Below are 17,865 nucleotides of genomic sequence, written 5' to 3'. Positions count from 1 at the left end.
CCCATGATTCGACACGAATTCTTCTGCTCTGACACGGAGGCGCGATGTACAGTCTCAGGCGGCTCCGCCTGCTCCGGGAGGTCGCAGCGCGCGGCAGCCTTGCGGCCGCTGCCGCTGCCCTGGGTCAGGATCCGTCTTCGGTCTCGCACCAGCTCAAGATCCTCGAGACCGAGGTCGGAGCTGCGCTGCTCGAGCGGGTGGGTCGCGGGGTCCGCCTGACCGAGGAAGCGCAGATCCTCGTCACCCGCACCGAGGCCGTGCTGCGTGAACTCGAAGCCGCAGAGGCGGAGATCGCCGAGGTCAGACATCGCGTGGGCGGCACCGTGCGCATCGCCGCCTTCCAGACGGCTCTGCACACGATCGTGCCCGGCACGCTCGCCCGACTGGCCAGGGACCATCCGGAACTCACGGTCATCACGACGCATATCCGCACCGAGGATGCGGTCCCGGCGCTGCTCGCCCGGGATTTCGACCTCGTCCTCCAGGAGGACTACCCGTCCCGACCGGCTCGCCGTGACGACGGGGTCGAGACGGAGGTGCTCGGCGACGACGAACTCTGCCTCATCACCCCCGCAGAACCCGCGAGCTCCGAATCCGCAGCCGGCGGCCCCGGAGCCTCGGGACCGGGCCTGGCCGAATGCGCCCATCACGCCTGGGCAATGGAGCCGGCAGACACCCGGGCCGGGCACTGGTCACGCGCCGAATGCCGGCGAGCGGGGTTCGAACCCGAGGTGCGCACGGACTCCTCCGATAACGTCCTGCTCGTCCGGCTCGTCTCCCTCGGACTTGCGTCGGCCCTCGTCCCCCGCATGTCACTGCGGGCAGCCGCGAGCACCGGCATCGATTCCGCAAGGATCACGATGAGCGACCTGCCGGAACCTGCGAGCCGGCGCATCTCGACGGCGATCCGCCGCGGCAGCGCCCGAACTCCGCGGATCATCGCCCTGCGCTCCGCCCTGGCCGAGGAGTTCGCCCGCCTCTGAGCCCGCAGTCGTTCCTGAGTTTTGAAAGTTTTGTTCACGCCCTGCTCCAGCCCGGATTTCGACTTCTCCGCGGGAACTTCGGAGGCGCCGAGCATGAGCCGGATCATGTCTTCGTTGGCTGCGAATACACCACCTGACCTGGGATGATCGCGAACAATAGGATCTGATGATCGCGCACCACAGGTTCCGGCAGGGAAGCTTTTGATCGGACCACGCAACCGCCCCAGCGCTCACCCGTGAGGACGAGGTCGGCAAAAGCTGTTGACGCTCAAACTTCACCCGCGATACTGTCTAGTAACACCCCGTAGTAACTTACGTCACACGCTGATGCCGGCCATGCCGTCGGTGGTCAAGGAGGATCAATGAAGTTCCGCAATCCCAGCCTGATTCGCAGGCTCTGTTCATCACACGCCGGCCGCATCGCGATGGTCGCGATTCCCACCGGCGTCGTTTCAGCCATGCTCATGGGCGGGGTGGCCCAGGGAGCGGTCCCGGTCTCGTTCGCCATTTCCGGCACCCAGTTCAAGATCACCTCGTCGCAGCTCGAGGGAACCGGGTTCTCGCAGTACAGCGGAGTCGCCAAGGACGCTGACGGCGGCAAGCACGCCGTCGTCACCGCGAACATCAAGGACGCGACCCTGGAGAACCTCTGCCAGTCGGCTGTCCAGGAGACGCCTCTGGGCAAGGTCGGCATCCTCATCAAGGCCGGCGGCAAGGGAACCCCCGCCTCGGCGAAGGATCTGCAGATCGGCATGACCGGGCTTGAGGGCGATGCAGAATTCAAGAACATCCGCATCGGCGTCGACGCCTCCGACGTCAATACGAAGGCCAAGGGAAGCAAGGGCGACTTCTCCCAGGACGCCGACACCGTCTCGATCAAGGACCTCAAGCAGGACTCCTGGTCGACCACGGCTTCGGTCTTCACCCTCAAGGACATGTCGCTGAAGCTCACCGACGGATCTGAGACGTGCGGCTGATGAAGGACTCAGCAGCAAACGGGCAGCCGACCCCTGAACGGGAGGCCGCCGAACAGGAGGCCACCGTGCAGAAGACGAGCCTGCTTGCGCTGTCCCGGCGGAGTCGACGCGCCGATGAGCAGAGTCACCACCTCGAATCCGGCGTCGAGACGGCAGAATTCGCCGTCGCGACGCCGGAGGCGGGGGATGCCGAGCGCAGCGAGGAGGCCGAGATGACCGAAGGCGCCGAGAAACGTCGAGGGTTCAAGCATTGGCGTCGGCAGCGCCCCTTCATCGGGGGTGTGCTCGCCATTCTCGGCGGAATCGAACTGTTCTTCTCCGGTCAGCTGGACCTGGGCAACATGCAGATTCAGTTCGGCATCGAGGGACTGCAGGCGACTGTCATTCCGATCGTCATCGTCGTGCTCGCCCTGCTGTCGATCTTCCGGCCCACGCACCATGTCTTCTACGGGATCATCGGCCTCGTCCTCGCAGTCTATTCACTCATCGGAGTGAACCTCGGCGGGTTCATCATCGGCATGCTGCTGTCCACCATCGGGGCGATCCTCGTGATCGCCTGGATGGGACCGCGCGGACCGAAGGAATCCGAAGCCGCTGAGGGGGAGACTGCATGAGGGCACCCAGCCGCCGCACGGCCTCAATCCTGGCGGCAGCTGTCCTGATCCTCCCGACGACTCTCGGGGCGGGATCGGTTGCAGCCGCTCACTCGTCGCCGCTGTGCTCACTCGTGGGCACTTGCGATGACGAGGATTCTGCCAAGGTCAAGGACCCGGCACCTGCGAAGACCGTGTCGCCCGGAATGCCGGTGAAGCCGAGCGATCGGCCGACCTCGGATCCGTCGCTGCCGGCACCTGGACCCACGGATGAACCGAGCGAGGAGCCGACGGAGGAACCATCGGAGGAACCCACGGACCCCGGTGGCCTGGGGCTCGATGAGCCCAGCGACGACCCGACCGAGGACCCGGATGAGGATTCGGACGAAGAGGGCAACGGGGAATTCCCGTCCGAGGCACAGATGGACGAGAATGCTCCGATCTTCACGAAGACTCCGGCCGCCATGGGCTCCGATGGCCTATCGTTCAAGGGCCTCAAAGGAATCTCGTTCGTTTCGGTGCCCACCGCTGACGGCGGAAGCATCGTGGTGCTGAAGATCCAGGCCGATGAGATCAAGATCACCGGCTTCTCACTCACCGTGAAACCGCCCGAGGAGGACCATGGTCTGGTGACGAAGGCCGACACGATGACGCTCAGTGGCGATGTCACTACCTACATCGGGTCGATCACCGCCACGACGAAGGACGGGAAGTCGCTGACCATCGGCCCGGAGACCCCGCCGCCCATGGATGACGTCGAACCCGGTCTGCTGCGTGTGACGATGGGCCTCGTCGGCTCGACCGCCGATTCGATCAGCTACTCGAACACCGATCAGAAGCTCAAGAAGGCCGACTGATCAGCCGCGGGAGACGGTAAGACCTCACCGAGGCGGCACCGTCCACCGAGGCGAAGCCCCTCACCGGGGTGGAACAGGCCCTCACCGGGGTGATCAAGCGCGAAGGCTGCGGACTGAGTCCGCAGCCTTCGCGCGTTCCTGCCTCTTCCGACGCAGAGTGCCCGGTTCAAGGCACCAGGTTCGAGGCGCCAGGTTCGAGGTCTCGCGATCAAGGCACCGCGACCGAGCTAGGCCGTAACCGACCGCGACCGAGCTAGGCCCTAACCGATTGAGAACTGCGCCGAACCAGGAATTCGACGAACGCGCCGGCCAGAGCCCGACCGGCATTTTGGAGTTCCTCGTCGGCGTCCTCGACCTCCGCGATGATCGACTCCTCGGTCTTGCCTGCCGGCAGTGCGAGGTCGTTGCCTCCCAGCCAGCGTGTGACCTGCGCAGCGTCGGTCTCGGGATGGAACTGCGTCCCCCACGCGAATTCGCCGAGGCGGAAGGCCTGGACGGGAGCGTCCGAGCCCGTGATCAGGAGTTCGGCACCTGCGGGCAGCGCCATCTCCTCCTGGTGGAAGAGCACCGACGGCAGCGCTCGATCCGACAGTGACCCGAACACCGGATCCGCCTCCCCCGCCGAGGTGGTCTCAAGCTCGTAGATCCCGATCTGCGGGTGCGCCCGCCGAGTGATGGGGGCGTCGCCCGCGACGGCGAGCATCTCTCCGCCGAGGCAGATGTTCAGACTCGGGAACTCACCGTCGATCGAGGCCCGAAGCAGGTCCCTGACCTTGGGGAACCAGGGATTGTCGGCGTCTTCGAGGGGGCCGGCGGCCCCACCGAGGACGATGAGGGCATCAAAGGAACCGGCCGAACCGGCCGCGGGAGCATTCGGATCGCGGTTGAGTGCCCTGGCGGGGAGCGCCTCGGCAGTGAGCGCCTCGGCGGGGATGACCTCGCCGAGGTACGGGCGGGTCACCACCACCTCGGCGCCGGATTCTTCCAACCACCGCCCGAAGCGCTCGGGTCCGGTGCCGCGTTCGTGTTCGATGACGAGGATACGCACAGTGCTCATGGCACCATTGTGGCCCATCGGGCGGGGATACTGGTGGCACAGGAATCGCTCTTGCATCTGACACTGTGGCAGGTGGTGAACTGTCGATGACGACGAAGGGAGGGCCCATGAAGATCGGTGAGTTCGCACGGCTCGGACAGGTGTCGGTGCGCATGCTCCGGCACTACGAGTCGCTCGGTCTGCTGATTCCGAACTCGGTCGACAGGTTCACCGGCCACAGAAGCTACACTGTCGGCCAGTTGCTACGGCTCAACAGGATCATGGCGCTCAATGCTTTGGGGATCTCGCTGCGGAAGGTCAGCGAACTGCTCGACGCGCAGCTCAGCACCTCCGCGCTGTCCGACATGCTCAACCTGCGTCGTCACCAGCTGCGCGCCGAACAGACGGCCGCAGCAGCAAAGTTGGCCGAAGTCGAATTTCGGCTGACGCTGATCGAAAGGACGACCATGGATCACCCAGACTGCATCATCAAGGACCTGCCCGCCGAGCGAGTTCTCGGCCGCGCCCTGGTCCTCGGGGAACCGCCGTTCGACACCACTGAGATCGGTCCGCTGTTCGGTGAGGTCGCAACCACTCTCGCCGAGGCAGGTACTCGACACGGAGTGGGCGTCGGCCTCTACACCGACACCGGACACGGCACCGAGGTCACCTGCGGGTATCGAGTCGACACCGGCCAGGAGATCTCCAACCTGCATTTCACCGAGCTGCCCTCTGCTGAAGCCGCGACTCTCATCCATGAAGGATCGATGAGTCACATCGGTGCCAGCTGGCAGCATCTGAGCGAGTGGTGCCTCACCCAGGGCTATTCGCTGTCCGGACCGTGCCGGGAGGTCTACCTCGAAACTGACGCAGACGCCGACGGTTCCGACGGCTCGGGCTGGGTGGTCGAACTTCAGCAGCCCATCGCGAGGTGAAGCCGACTCACCGGACGAGAATGCGAACGGGCCCGCGCCACGACGATGTCGTCAGACGCGGGCCCGGCCCCGCCTCGGCGAGGATCAGCCTGTTGCGATGCCTCCTGCCCTGAGCAGGAGGAGCTGGCCAGCTCAGTTCTCGATCGAGGCTGCTCCGGCGCTGTTGGTGGTCGCCTTGCCGGCCACGATCTTGCCCCGCAGGGAGAGGAAGAACAGGACGAGGCTGACGGACAGCGCGATGTGGCCGAGTCCGGCGATGCCGGCGATCATGGCGTTGGACTCCTCGCCGAGGACGGTGAGCGATCCGTGCCAGACCATCATGCCCGCGGTGAGCACGACGCCGACGTTGTAGAGCCAGAAGAACCAGGTGAAGAGCTTCGTCCCGGACAGTCCGAACACCTTATCGAGGGCGAGGACGATGAGCAGGACGATGAATCCGAGTGTGAGCACGTGGGTGTGGACCACGCCGAGCTGGGTGAACTGCCCCTCCGGGAAGTCGTTGGCCTTGGTGAACTCGCGATAGAACAGTCCGGCGAGGACACCGATGATCATGTACGTGAAAGCTGCGTTGAATATCTTCTTCATGCTTCCACTTCATCAGTTCGCGAGCGCGGATCCCTGACCCGCAGGATTGAACTCGGAATCCAACTTTCGATTGATGTTTGCCCTCACACCCCTCCAGACCCCGAATCGGCCGGTCTCAGGGGCGTGACGGGGTTAGCCTGAACGCATGGCTATGGAGAATGTGTTCTCGAAGATCGACCGCATCGCCGGCGGCAGCAAGGCGGGTCTTGTCGTGCCGCGCGAGGGGCTCGAGCATCCGAAGACGAAGCGCGCCCTCGCGTGGATCACCTGGCTGCTGATCTTCGAGCTCGTCCTCGGCTTCGGTGCCGTGGTCTACGCGATCATCATCGCCCGCGCCGGGGAGCCGGTGCCGTTCGCCGTGTGGATGCGCACCGTCGTCGTCCTCGGCATGACCGCGACCCTGTTCTACTTCTTCTGGCGGGCAACGAAGGGCTTCTACTGGGGCTACCAGCGCCTGCGCCTGTTCACGCAGATCTTCCCCGTCATCACGCTTGTCATGGCCGCGATTCCCGGCCTCTACCCGGTGTGGATGATCACCGAGCAGATCGTGTTCAGCCTCGTCATGATCGGCGTCGGCGACTTCCTCACCGGCGATCACCTGCGCGAGGTGTTCCGCAAGCCCGAGAACTGAGCGGCAAGGCCCCGCACCGGTAGCCGCAGATCAGCGACGCCGAGGCGGCCGCGGCCTTCCGCTCATCCCGCAACGAGGCGGCGCGCCTCCTCCTGATGGGCGGCGATGAGGGCCTCCTTGTCGAGTTCGATCCCATCCGCGCCGATCGCGTGACCGTCGATGACCCGCCACTGCCCGTCGACCATGACCCGGTCGGCCTTCTCCGCGCCGCAGAGGACGAGCGCGGGGATCGGGTCGTGGGAGCCGGAGAACGCGAGCCCGTCGAGGCGGAACATCGCCAGATCGGCTCGCTTGCCCACCGCGATGGTGCCGATGTCTCCCCGGCCGAGTGCGGCCGCCGAGCCCTTCGTTGCCCAGTCGAGGACGCGGTCGCAGGTGACCGCCTCGGTGCCGTAGCGCAGTCGTTGGATGTAGAGGGCCTGACGGACCTCGCGGATGAGGTTCGAGGCGTCGTTCGAGGCCGATCCGTCGACGCCGAGGCCGACGTTGACTCCGGCGTCCTCGAGTTCGACGGCGCGGGCGATGCCCGAGGCCAGACGCATGTTCGAGGTCGGGCAGTGCGCGACTGAGGCGCCGGCGGCACCGAGGCGGGCGATCTCCTCGTCATCGAAGTGGACTCCGTGGGCCAGCCACGCCCGGTCGCCGAGCCAGCCGACGGATTCGAGGTAGTCGACGGTGCGCATGCCGAAGGTCTCGCGGCAGAAGTCCTCTTCGTCGATGGTCTCCGCCAGGTGGGTGTGGAGGCGGACGTCGAGCTCGGTGGCGAGCGTCGCGGACTCGCGCATGAGTTCGGTGGTCACCGAGAACGGGGAGCAGGGAGCGAAGGCGATCTGGATCTGCGCCCCCTCGCCGCGTTCGTGGTACGTCTCCACGAGGCGACGGGAGTCGGCGAGGATCACCTCGGCGTCTTGGACGGTCTCCTGCGGCGGCAGGCCGCCGTCCTTCTCTCCCAGTGACATCGACCCGCGGGTGAGCATGGCGCGCATGCCGAGTTTGCGGACGACGTCGACTTGGACGTCGATGGCTTCGTCCATGCCGGTCGGGAAGAGGTAGTGGTGGTCGGCGGCGGTGGTGCACCCGGATTCGAGCAGTTCGGCCATGGCCACGGTCGTGGCGAGTTCGAGGGCGCGCGGAGTCAGTCTCGCCCACACCGGATAGAGGTTCTGCAGCCACCCGAACAGCGGCAGATCCGCCACGGGCGCCCAAGCGCGGGTCAGTGTTTGGTAGAAGTGGTGGTGGGTGTTGATGAGCCCGGGCGTGATGACGTGGCCGGAGGCATCGATGACTTCGCCGAGGAAGCCCCTCAGTTCGCCACCTGCGGGAACGAGCTCGACGATGGTTCCCGTGGACCGGTCGATGACGATTCCGCGGGCTGCCTGATCGGGATCGACGCCGGCACCGAGGTGGACGGCCAAGGGATCGCGCAGCCACAGCCGGGCTCTCGGGTCGCCGGGTCGGTGGTCGTTCGCGTGCTCGCCGCCTGTCGTATCGGCTGTGATGTCGGCCGTCGTGCTGTTTGTCATGTCGTCGCCTTTCGGACCTCGAAGCTCGGCCTGCCGTTCATCAGGCAGGGCCTGTGATGAGGGCGACAACGCTGGGGCTGACGCCACCAGCTCAGGTTTTTCGGCGTCTGCTGCTCCGCCGTCCGATGTCTCGTCCATGAGTGCAGATGCCGGCGCGACAGCGCCACCGGATCAATCGGGCCGATCGATCCGCCCGTATGGACGGAATACTCGATCGGGGCTGTCGGATCGGCCCGCCTACACGGACCGAATGCCTCAACTGTACGATGGTTCAGAACCACCAAGCTGAGCGAACGATCAGTAGAATGCCGTTTGACGAACACATCGACGAATGCGACTCTAGCATGTGCTGCAGGTCACGAAAACGTATTGCGAGTCGAATGGTATTCCTTTAGAGTTCTGCGATAAGGAAATATCATTTCGCACTTTGAAATTCTGAAGCCGATTCCTCGGTCACAGTGGTGCCCACGCCGATCTTGCCGCATGAAATATGGCACACCACCGGTTCGAGCGGCGCACAGCAGCAAGAGTTCGAGGACAACTCAACGGAGAGACAGATGTCGGTAGCCAACCAATCACCTAAGAAGGGCCGCGCGTCGGCGGTCACATCCAAGTCGCGGCGCCCCGAGGACGAGCGCCTTCCGATCGGCAGCTCCTTCGCGTACGGACTGCAACACGTGCTGACCATGTACGGCGGAATCATCGCCGTGCCGCTCATCATCGGCAACGCCGCCGGCCTCGATGGCAACGGCATCAGCGTACTCATCGCGTCCTGCCTGTTCATGGGCGGCCTGGCAACGATCCTGCAGTCGGTGGGTGTGCCGTTCTTCGGCTCGCAGCTGCCGCTGGTCCAGGGCGTTTCGTTCGCCGGAGTAGCCACGATGACGTCGATCCTGGCCGGCGGCGGGGGTCTGCCTGCGGTGTTCGGTTCGGTCCTGGTCGCCTCGGTGATCGGTCTCCTCGTGGCCCCTGCCTTCGCGCTCATCGTGAAGTTCTTCCCACCGGTGGTCACCGGCACGGTCATCACGACGATCGGCTTGTCGCTCATGCCCGTGGCAGCGGGCTGGGCGATGGGCGGCGACGCGGAAGCCGCTGACTACGGCAGTGCCCGCAATATCCTCATCGCAGTGGCGACTTTGGCCATCGTGCTCATCCTCAGCCGCGTCCCGGTGGCGGCGATCTCGCAGCTGTCGATCCTGCTGGCCATTGTGCTCGGCACCATCGGATGCCTCATCTTCGGGTGGGCGGATTTCTCGCATGTACTCGATCGCGGAGTCTTCGCATTCCCCGAGCCATTCGCGTTTGGTATGCCAACATTCTCGGCTGCCGCGATCATCTCGATGTTCATCGTCATCATCGTCACTTTCGCCGAGACGACTGCGGACATCATCGCTGTCGGCGAGATCGTGCGCAGCAAGGTCGATTCGAAGCGGATCGCCTCGGGCCTGCGTGCCGACATGCTGTCCTCGGCGGTATCGCCGATCTTCAACTCGTTCACTCAGTCGGCTTTCGCACAGAATGTCGGCCTGGTGGCGATCACCGGTGTGAAGTCGCGTTTCGTGGTCACTGCCGGCGGTGCGATCCTCGTCGTCCTCGGTCTGCTGCCGGTGATGGGTGGTGTGGTCGCTGCGGTGCCGACTCCGGTTCTCGGTGGTGCCGGCATCGTCCTCTTCGGCACGGTCGCTGCGTCGGGCATTCGCACGCTGTCGAAGGTCAACTACGAGGGCAACCTCAACATGATCATCGTCGCGGTGTCGCTGGCCTTCGGAATCATCCCGGTCGTCACACCCGAGTTCTACAACTCCTTCCCCGCTTGGGTCGGCATCATCCTGCACTCGGGCATCTCTTCGGCAACGCTGATGGCGGTGCTGCTCAACCTCGTCTTCAACCACATCGGAGTGAAGACGAAGGATCGGTCGGATCGGTCGGTCTTCGTGGCCGGCACCGGGCGGGTCATTCGCAAGGAAGAGCTGCAGCGACTTCTCGACAATGAGCCCGTTCTCGCCGAGGGCGACATGGTCAAGGACGGCAAGATCGTCGACTGCAATGGCGAAGAGGTCCCAGTCGTCACAGATGAGCAGCACGAGAAGGTCGTCGAGGCGGCGAAGAAGGGTGAGGTCAAAACACAGGAAGACGTGCGCCGTCTGATCGAGGACGACGACAGCTGAGCCTCGCTTGGTGGTCGCGGTCGAACGATGCCGTGGCCTCGGGTCGGGAAGAATGGTTCCGGGTCGGATAAGGCAAGGCCGGGGCCGGGGCCGGGGAGCAGTTTGACCTGTTCTGGGACGGCCAGAACCCGACCATGCCCGGTCAGAACGGCGGTGGGTTCTCCGGATCCCAGCTCACGTTCCAGATCGACTCCTGGGCTTCCCGCGAGCGGCGCGTCTTTCGGGCGTCCTCGCTCTCGGCCCCGATTCCCACAGCGCCGGTTTCAGCAACGCCGGTTTCCGAGGTGTAGCGCAGCACCGACTCTCCAGTCGCCTCTGTCTGTTCGGCCTCCGTTTGTTCAGTCTCTGTCTGTTCGGCCTCTGCCGTGTCCGAGACACATTTGTCCCCTGTGACCGCTTCGAGCGGCTCTCCCGCCCTCGCGCCGCGCCAGTCCTCGTTGCTGCTCACACCAAGGTCCAGCTGGTCAGGCAGCTGGGCATAGTTCTCCACTTGCCATGCGTGCTCGGCGTGGACCGGATTGTCTGGCGGGTACATCGTCGTGACGACGTCATGGGAGAAGGCATACTCCACCGCCCCATCCTCAGTGGTGCGGATGGAGAATTTGCGGTCGGTTTTCAGCTGGTGGTGCACTTTGCACAGCGGATGGGTTTTCGCGAAGGTCGTCTGTCCGCCTCGTGCGGGATCGTCGTGGTCGAACGGGATGATGTGGTCGATTTCCGAGGTCTCGGCTCGACGGGTGCATCCCGGAACCGAGCATGACTGCCACTTCGCGGTCAGCGGGGCACGCACATCTGCGGGGATGTGGTAGCTCTTCGAGCGCGCATCGATCGGTGTTCCGGTGGCAGGGTCGGTCAGGATCCGGTGCCAAGTGGGGCTTTCGCCGGCGAGAGCCTTCGCGGCGTCGGCCGGCACAGGAGCACTGTCGGAGAACATGCCCGGAAGCTCCGAACGACCGACCGCGGTGAGGTAGGGAACCGTGATCATCATCTTCGCCTGCTCCCGCACCCACTGTCCGTGGGTGGGCATGACGAGCTTGATGATCGACTTGACCTTGACACCCGTTGCTGCCGATTCTTCGGCTTCCTGTGTGGCCGCCCGCGCTGCGCGGTCGACCGCTCCAGCCGAGATCGGGGCCATCGGATCGCCGGTCTCGATCGAGTCGAGGGCGATTTCCTTGGTCGAGGTCTCCCCAGTGGTCGTGTCGTGTGTGGTCACGGCGATGAGCATCTGCGGGGTCGCCCGTGTCGCGATGTCGAACATCAGGGCGGCGATGCCGTCCTGTTCGCCCACCTCGGCGGCGGACAGGTCGTGGTCGGTGAATGCGGAGATGTTGCCTTTGCGGATGGCCCGAGCGAACGCTTCGATGCGCAGGTAGAAGGCCTGGAGCTCCACGGCCGGACCCGACAGCAGCACCGAGGCGGTGCCGTCGGCGTAGGTCGTGATGTCCACGTGACGACGTTTTGCCGCGACATCGAGGCGGTCTTCGACCGGAATGAGCGAAGCGATTTTGAGGTTCAGGGACTTCCTGAAGGTTTCGATGGTGATGTCGGCGCGACGCTGTCCGAGATAGCTGTCGAGGCGGGGGACGTACTCAAATTCGACGTCCTTCACAGCACGTGCAGCGACGAGCACATGCTGGATGGTGAATTCGCCGTTGAGGCAGCGGTCAAGGAACTTCGGCAGACCGAAGACCAGCGTGAGTGCGTTCGTGATCTCGTTGTACGCACCGTCGACTGTCGCGCCGAGAACTGCGGTCAGTTCGGCGACATCCTCTTTTGCGGCGAATTCGTGCGCCCACGAATTGAACGACCGGTGGAGCTGGAACTTCGGGAAGTTCGGAAGCGGCTCAATAGCGGCAGCCGCTGTGCGTTCGACTTCGGTCGGCTCAGCCGCTTCGGCCTCGGCGTTCTCGACCTCAGCGCCCTCGGATCCGACGTCGCCGAGCTCGGCGTTCTCGGGCTCTGTCTGGCCGGGCTCAGTCTGGTCGACCTCGGCGAGCGCAGCTGTCGGCTCCCCGTCCCGGGTCGTGATGAAGCGCTCCACCGTCTCGGTGAAGGTGGCGTGGTGGTAGATCTCGCCCTCAGGCGCGTAGCGGAGCCGGTCGACGACCTCGGCGAGGAAGAGACCGGCGACGGCCTGAAGTTCTGCGATGCGTGCACCGGTGCTCAGCCGTGCGATGCTCGCGACCACGGCCATAGGCGAATCCGGGTCGACGTCGAGGCGACGTGGTGATTCGGGGCCGACCAGCGGCGGAGGGGTCGGCAGGGAAGACTGCTCGATGGTGGAACCATTGGAGTCCCCAACCGGAGAAGCGTCCGAGGAGTCGTTTGAGTCCTCGTTCGACGAGTCGCTCGAGGACTCCTTTGACGATTCGTTCGATGACTCGTCTGACGAGTCATCCGAGGCAGGGTCAAGACCTTCGTCGCCCGGATCCTGGGGATCCTTCATCGGTCTCGCCGCCTTTCACGTCGATGTGAATGCCTTGGTCCCATTCTACGCCCGAACCGAATCAATGAATGTCACAATTCGATTACAAACCGGACTGATCTATTTTTCGATGGTATTTGCCGAAGTTTGTTCGAGATGCACCGACCTCGGGTCGAACATCCTTCGAGATGAGGGCGAGGCTCGGTCGCCGCTCCAGGTTGCGACTGCCCCGGAACACTGCTGCTCCGGAATCCGACTACTCCAGCAGCAGGCCCGGCAAGTCATCCATCGATGCGAACGTCTCGGCGGCACCAACGGCCAGCAGCGTTTCGGTGCTCTGATGAACCGGCGACTCCGGGCAGAAACCGAGCACACGGGATCCTGCCGCAACCCCGGCCATGACTCCGGTGGGCGAATCTTCGATCACGGCCGCCTCGGCGGGGTCGATACCCAAGGAATCAGCGGCCGCGAGATAGACGTCAGGGGCCGGCTTCGAATTCGGCTGCTCCATGCCGGAGAAGATCCGATCCTCGAATGCGTCGAGGAGTCCGATCTTCCGCAGCTGAAGTTCGATCTTCGGGCGGTCCGCTCCCGATGCACACGCGATCCTGCCCGGATACGCCTCGGCGATGCGGCCCACCGCGTCCACCACGCCCGGGATCGCCTGCAGGGAGGCCCTGAGGTTCTCATTGCGGCGACGCCGGAATTCGTTCATCCACTCATCGTCGATCCGAAAACCGGTGTGCTCTTCGATCACGTCGGCCTCGTCACGGAGCATCTTCCCGACGAACCGGGCGATGCTCTCCTCAGCCGTCAGCTGCCAGCCGAGTTCGACGAGCATGGCGTGCAGGACGCCGTTCGTGATGCTTTCGGAGTCGACGAGGACCCCGTCACAGTCGAAGAGGACGGCAGAGTATTTCGGATGAGCTGACATAATTCGATTCTGCCATCCGGCACTGACGCGAGAGCAGCGCTCCCCCACCGCGGATGTGCCCAACGGTCGAATCTGGCCCAACCTACGTGGTGACGCGAACTTCGCCGCTCCTATCAGGCAGCACCTCGCAGGTCACACCGACCCGATCGACACCGCCGTGTACAGAACGCGCGCGGAGGCGAGCGCGCAGACGATGATGACCAGTGCGAACAGCGTCAGCCAGGCACCGGCCGGCAGCCGCGAACCCTGGGCGAGGATATAGGCATCGGACTGCTGCACGTGCCGCCTGCGGGTGTGGACGCGGATGACCTTGACGAGGTCCTTGAGCGAGCCGATGGTCAGTGCGGTGCCGAGTGCGCCGACGAAGACCGAGATCCACTCGAGCGGGAGGAAGACGACGACGAGCTGCGCCGCGACCGCAGTGATCACGGCGATGATCGCGCCTGCGAAGTTCCGGATGAAGATGAGCGCCACGAGCAGGATCAGCGCACCCACAGACAGTGCCAGCGGGGCCCAGCCGAAGACCGCCGAGGTGATGAGGACGAGCCCGAGAACGCCCGGTGCCGGATATCCCCAGAATCCGGCCCAGGTGGCTGAGAAGCCGACACGTCCGAAGGAATTCATCTGACCGGAATGATCGAAATTCAGTGAGATCCCTTTGACCACCCGCCCGGTCATGAGGGCTGCGAACGCGTGTCCGAGTTCGTGGACGAAGGTGACGAACAGGCCGAAGAACCGCCAGATGCCCGGCGTCAGCGTCACCACCAGGGGCAGTCCGATCACGAGGACGAGTCGGAGGACGTCGAGTTCGAGTCCGTCCTGCCGCCCGAATCCCGAGGTGATCGCGTTCCACCACGTCGCCGTCGCCTGCTCTATGTCCATAGCCGCTCAGTGTACGAACCGAGCCTGAGCGGCGTCCTCAGGACTTCTTCAAACGACAGTCGAGAATCTCAGGAGAATGCTGAGCTGATCGCCGAGTCAGTTGTGACCTCACGCGCTCACACGTCATCGACGTCGACCCAGGACCGGGTCGACACAGACTTCAGCACCGCCTCGGTGATGAGCACCGCGCGAACTCCGTCGCGGAGGGTGGGCAGACCCTCGGGCAGGTCACCGGCGAAGTAGGAATAGGAGTCGGCGATGAACGAGTTGAAAGCATCCTGGTACCCCTGCGGATGACCGGCCGGGACTGAGCACAGGCGCGCAGCATCGGCGTGGAGTGTCTCAGGATCGCGGATGAGCAGGCGAGACTCGTCTCGACGTCCCCACCACAGGGTCTCCGGCTGTTCCTGATCGAATCGCAGGCTCGCCTCGGTACCGGCGATCTCGACGGTCAGTGCGCTCTTTCGTCCGGGAGCCACTTGCGACACGAGCAGCGCACCGATGGCACCACCGGCGAATTCGACGGTGACGGCCACGGTGTCCTCCGTCGTCATGGGAGTCCCGCCTCGGTGAGGGTGGACGGTCCGGACCGTCGCCACCAGCGAAACGATGCGGTCATCGACGATGAACTCGATGAGGTCGACGAGGTGGGATCCGATATCGGCGAAGACACGCGAAGGGCCTCCCCGCTCGGGTTCGGCTCGCCAGTTCACATCGTCGGCGCCCAGCAGCCAGTCCTGCAGATACGAGGCATCGACGGTGAGCAGTCGGCCGGCTTCTCCGGCGCGGAAGCGGGCGCGGGCTTCGCGCACCATCGGGTGATAGCGGTAGGCGAACGGGACGGTTCCGCCGAGTCCTGACTCCTCGGCGCGGGCGAGTATGGCGCGGGCAGACGTCGAATCGGTCGCCAGCGGCTTCTCGCAGATGATCGCGGAACCGGCGTCCAGCGCCCGCAGCGACTGTTCGGCGTGGACATTGTTGGGGGTGCACACATGGACGACGTCGAGGCACCGGTCGATGAGCTCGTCAACCGATGAGGAGTCCGCGAAGCCCAGCTCGGCGGCGGCGCGTGCGCTGCCGGCGGGCCCGGACGTGGCCACGACCTCGAGCACGGCTCCGGCCGAACGCGCGGCCCGGCTGTGGACCCGACCCATGAAACCACCGCCGAGGACACCGATACGCGGCGCCCGGCCGCCCGCAGAAACGCCAGAGAACCCTGAAGCACCATTGACCATGCCTCATTATGCAATCGCCGTGAACACGAAGTCGACTCTGCGAAAACGGATCGCCGCGGCAATCCACAGAGGCTCCGGTCTGGCCCTCTACACTAGAAGGAAGTGGTCGCGCAATCCCCGACTTCCCGCGCACCACATCTCCGAAGGAGTGTCATTGCCTCAATCACGACGATTCGCCCAGGTCGACGTCTTCTCCGCCGTTCCCTTCCGCGGCAACCCCGTCGCCGTCATCCTCGATGCAGACGACCTCGACGACGCGCAGATGGCGCAGATCGCGAACTGGACCAACCTGTCCGAGACCACCTTCATCCTCTCCCCCACGGATCCCGCCGCCGACTACCGTCTGCGGATCTTCACCCCGCACCGGGAGCTGCCCTTCGCCGGGCACCCCACCCTCGGTTCGGCTGCGGCCTGGCTCGACGCCGGAGGAACACCGAAGCAGAACGACCGGATCGTTCAGGAATGCGGTGCCGGACTCGTCGACATTCGCCGAGGCGGCCCCACCACCGCGCCGACTGGATCATCCGAATCCCCGACGTCCGAATCGTCCGCCGACGCACCCACCGGATCGACCGGGACCCTCGCTTTCGCCGCCCCCGAGCGCATCCGCGCCGGTGAGCTCGACGAATCGTACGTGGCGGAGATCGCGACAGCTCTCGGCGTCGACCGCGGTGACATCCTCGACCACCAGTGGGCCGACAACGGACCCGGCTGGGCCGCCGTGCGGCTGGCCAGCGCCGAACAGGTGCTCGCGCTGACCCCCGACTTCTCCGCGATCCCCGATGCCAAGCTCGGCGTCCTCGGCGCCCACCCCGACGCCTCGGAGCACGAATATGAGATCCGTGCCTTCGTCCCCGGCGTCGGCGTGGCAGAAGACCCCGTGACCGGCAGCCTCAACGCTTCCGTGGCCCAATGGCTCATCGGCGCCGGCCTCGCTCCTGACTCCTATACAGCAACTCAGGGCACCGCACTTGGCCGGGCCGGAGTCATCTCGATCTCGGCCGAGGCGGCGAATCCCGGGGCAGACCCGGACGCTGCCGGAGCAGACCCGGACATCTGGGTCGGCGGCGCCACGACCGTGTGCTTCCGCGGGACGGTGAGCGCATGAGCCGCCATGTCACGTCGGTGAACAAGCCGAAGAAGCGGCTGCGGATCTTCCACGGTCGCATGTACTTCGCCCTCCAGGCACTGGCCGGAGCCGCCTGGTGGCTGGGCACCGCGACGATTCCCGCCGTGCAGACAGCGACCCTGGGCGGAATCGATCCGCTGCTCATCGCGATCGTCGACATTCCGCTCTTCGTCATCGGCTCCGCCCTGGCCGCACTCAACTTCCGCTGGGCCGTGTGGATCGCCGCCGGCTGGAGCGTGCTCGTGGCCCTCGGCATGGTCATCTATGCGACCGCCACCACCGAGGCGGGACTCGGTGCCGTACTCATGATCCTCGCCGCGCTCGGCAGCGTGCTCGCCGGCGTCCTCATGCTCTACGGTCGCATCCCGTCCGAGAAGCTCCTCGTCGGACCCTTCGCCTTCGAAAGTTCGCACACCCGTGTGCGCTCGCGGCTCCTCGTGCACACCACTGTCCAGATCGTCATCTTCTGGGGCGTCTTCCTCGTCATCATCCCGCTGATCATCAATGCCTTCGAGGACCGGTGGGAGCTGGCCTACAAGTTCCCGATCCTGGTGGTCGTCACCGGCTTCGCCCTGCTCGCATTCTCCAGCGTCATCGGCGTGTGGTCGGCTCGAGCGATCGCGAACTTCGGCTCCGGCACACCGCTGCCTTCCCAGATGGCCCATCACCTCGTCACCCGCGGTCCCTACGCCTTCGTCCGCAATCCGATGGCCATCGCAGGCATCGTCCAGGGCGTGGCGATGGGCCTGCTCATCGGCTCCTGGCTCATCATCGTCTACGCGCTCATCGGCTCATTCCTGTGGAACTGGCTCATCCGCCCCCACGAGGAAGCCGACCTGTGTGAGCGCTTCGGCGACGAATACCGCGCCTACGCCGACCGGGTGGGATGCTGGTGGCCGCGGTTCTCCCGGACTTCGTCGTCGGATCTTGCCGAGGAAGCCTGATCGGCCTACTCTCGGATCAGACCGA

Annotated in this window: 16 protein-coding genes; 9 read left to right on the top strand and 7 right to left on the bottom strand. The window is 65.0% G+C overall.

Annotated features, from left to right (window positions below):
• Positions 1 to 44: 44 nt before the first annotated feature.
• The 4 genes from L1F31_RS00455 to L1F31_RS00440 all read left to right on the top strand — a co-directional run bounded on the left by L1F31_RS00455 (position 45) and on the right by L1F31_RS00440 (position 3,410).
• Positions 45 to 983, top strand: a complete 939-nt coding sequence (locus L1F31_RS00455) for a LysR family transcriptional regulator (protein ID WP_265418778.1) — start codon at positions 45 to 47, stop codon at positions 981 to 983.
• Between the two features lie 362 nt (positions 984 to 1,345).
• Positions 1,346 to 1,960, top strand: a complete 615-nt coding sequence (locus L1F31_RS00450) for a DUF6230 family protein (protein WP_265418777.1) — start codon at positions 1,346 to 1,348, stop codon at positions 1,958 to 1,960.
• Positions 1,960 to 2,574: a DUF6114 domain-containing protein gene (locus tag L1F31_RS00445; protein ID WP_265418776.1), complete on the top strand. Its 615-nt coding sequence runs from the start codon at positions 1,960 to 1,962 to the stop codon at positions 2,572 to 2,574. The genes L1F31_RS00450 and L1F31_RS00445 overlap by 1 nt, the downstream gene beginning before the upstream one ends.
• Positions 2,571 to 3,410 carry a hypothetical protein gene (locus tag L1F31_RS00440; RefSeq protein ID WP_265418775.1) on the top strand — a complete coding sequence of 280 codons (840 nt, stop codon included), beginning with the start codon at positions 2,571 to 2,573 and terminating at the stop codon, positions 3,408 to 3,410. Before L1F31_RS00445 ends, L1F31_RS00440 begins: the two co-directional genes overlap by 4 nt.
• 253 nt (positions 3,411 to 3,663) lie before the next feature.
• Here the strand turns inward: L1F31_RS00440 and L1F31_RS00435 are convergent, their stop codons facing one another.
• Complete coding sequence (locus L1F31_RS00435; protein ID WP_265418774.1) at positions 3,664 to 4,467, bottom strand: type 1 glutamine amidotransferase; 804 nt, start codon at positions 4,465 to 4,467, stop codon at positions 3,664 to 3,666.
• A gap of 107 nt (positions 4,468 to 4,574) precedes the next feature.
• Between L1F31_RS00435 and L1F31_RS00430 the strand changes: the two genes are divergently transcribed.
• Positions 4,575 to 5,381 carry a MerR family transcriptional regulator gene (locus tag L1F31_RS00430; RefSeq protein WP_265418773.1) on the top strand — a complete coding sequence of 269 codons (807 nt, stop codon included), beginning with the start codon at positions 4,575 to 4,577 and terminating at the stop codon, positions 5,379 to 5,381.
• Positions 5,382 to 5,513: 132 nt separating this feature from the next.
• On the opposite strand, the gene L1F31_RS00425 is transcribed toward L1F31_RS00430, so the two are convergent.
• Positions 5,514 to 5,966 (bottom strand): DUF2871 domain-containing protein, encoded by a 453-nt coding sequence (locus tag L1F31_RS00425; RefSeq protein ID WP_265418772.1) that lies wholly within the window; start codon positions 5,964 to 5,966, stop codon positions 5,514 to 5,516.
• A gap of 145 nt (positions 5,967 to 6,111) precedes the next feature.
• On the opposite strand from L1F31_RS00425, the gene L1F31_RS00420 reads away from it, so the two are divergent.
• Positions 6,112 to 6,597, top strand: a complete 486-nt coding sequence (locus L1F31_RS00420) for a hypothetical protein (protein WP_265418771.1) — start codon at positions 6,112 to 6,114, stop codon at positions 6,595 to 6,597.
• Positions 6,598 to 6,659: 62 nt separating this feature from the next.
• Here L1F31_RS00420 and L1F31_RS00415 read toward each other — a convergent pair whose 3' ends face one another.
• Positions 6,660 to 8,120, bottom strand: a complete 1,461-nt coding sequence (locus L1F31_RS00415) for an 8-oxoguanine deaminase (RefSeq protein WP_265418770.1) — start codon at positions 8,118 to 8,120, stop codon at positions 6,660 to 6,662.
• A gap of 557 nt (positions 8,121 to 8,677) precedes the next feature.
• On the opposite strand from L1F31_RS00415, the gene L1F31_RS00410 reads away from it, so the two are divergent.
• Positions 8,678 to 10,288 (top strand): nucleobase:cation symporter-2 family protein, encoded by a 1,611-nt coding sequence (locus L1F31_RS00410; RefSeq protein WP_265418769.1) that lies wholly within the window; start codon positions 8,678 to 8,680, stop codon positions 10,286 to 10,288.
• Positions 10,289 to 10,430: 142 nt separating this feature from the next.
• Here L1F31_RS00410 and L1F31_RS00405 read toward each other — a convergent pair whose 3' ends face one another.
• From L1F31_RS00405 to L1F31_RS00390, 4 genes are all read right to left on the bottom strand, one after another.
• Entirely contained in the window at positions 10,431 to 12,737 is a 2,307-nt protein-coding gene (locus tag L1F31_RS00405; protein WP_265418768.1) for an HNH endonuclease signature motif containing protein, read from the bottom strand.
• Between the two features lie 235 nt (positions 12,738 to 12,972).
• On the bottom strand, positions 12,973 to 13,650 hold the full coding sequence (locus L1F31_RS00400; RefSeq protein WP_265418767.1) for an HAD family hydrolase: 678 nt from the start codon (positions 13,648 to 13,650) through the stop codon (positions 12,973 to 12,975).
• A 132-nt stretch (positions 13,651 to 13,782) separates the two neighbouring features.
• Positions 13,783 to 14,532, bottom strand: a complete 750-nt coding sequence (locus L1F31_RS00395; RefSeq protein WP_265418766.1) for a M50 family metallopeptidase — start codon at positions 14,530 to 14,532, stop codon at positions 13,783 to 13,785.
• Positions 14,533 to 14,648: 116 nt separating this feature from the next.
• Positions 14,649 to 15,767: a Gfo/Idh/MocA family protein gene (locus L1F31_RS00390; RefSeq protein WP_265418765.1), complete on the bottom strand. Its 1,119-nt coding sequence runs from the start codon at positions 15,765 to 15,767 to the stop codon at positions 14,649 to 14,651.
• 154 nt (positions 15,768 to 15,921) lie between these two features.
• Between L1F31_RS00390 and L1F31_RS00385 the strand changes: the two genes are divergently transcribed.
• Positions 15,922 to 16,875 carry a PhzF family phenazine biosynthesis protein gene (locus L1F31_RS00385; RefSeq protein ID WP_265420476.1) on the top strand — a complete coding sequence of 318 codons (954 nt, stop codon included), beginning with the start codon at positions 15,922 to 15,924 and terminating at the stop codon, positions 16,873 to 16,875.
• Positions 16,872 to 17,840 carry a methyltransferase family protein gene (locus L1F31_RS00380; RefSeq protein ID WP_265418764.1) on the top strand — a complete coding sequence of 323 codons (969 nt, stop codon included), beginning with the start codon at positions 16,872 to 16,874 and terminating at the stop codon, positions 17,838 to 17,840. Before L1F31_RS00385 ends, L1F31_RS00380 begins: the two co-directional genes overlap by 4 nt.
• The last annotated feature ends 25 nt before the right edge of the window (positions 17,841 to 17,865 follow it).

This window comes from Brevibacterium spongiae, from assembly GCF_026168515.1.
GTDB classification, from domain to species: domain Bacteria; phylum Actinomycetota; class Actinomycetes; order Actinomycetales; family Brevibacteriaceae; genus Brevibacterium; species Brevibacterium spongiae.
The sequence above is the reverse complement of the archived record's forward strand: the minus strand, read 5'-3'. Positions and strand labels throughout refer to the sequence as shown.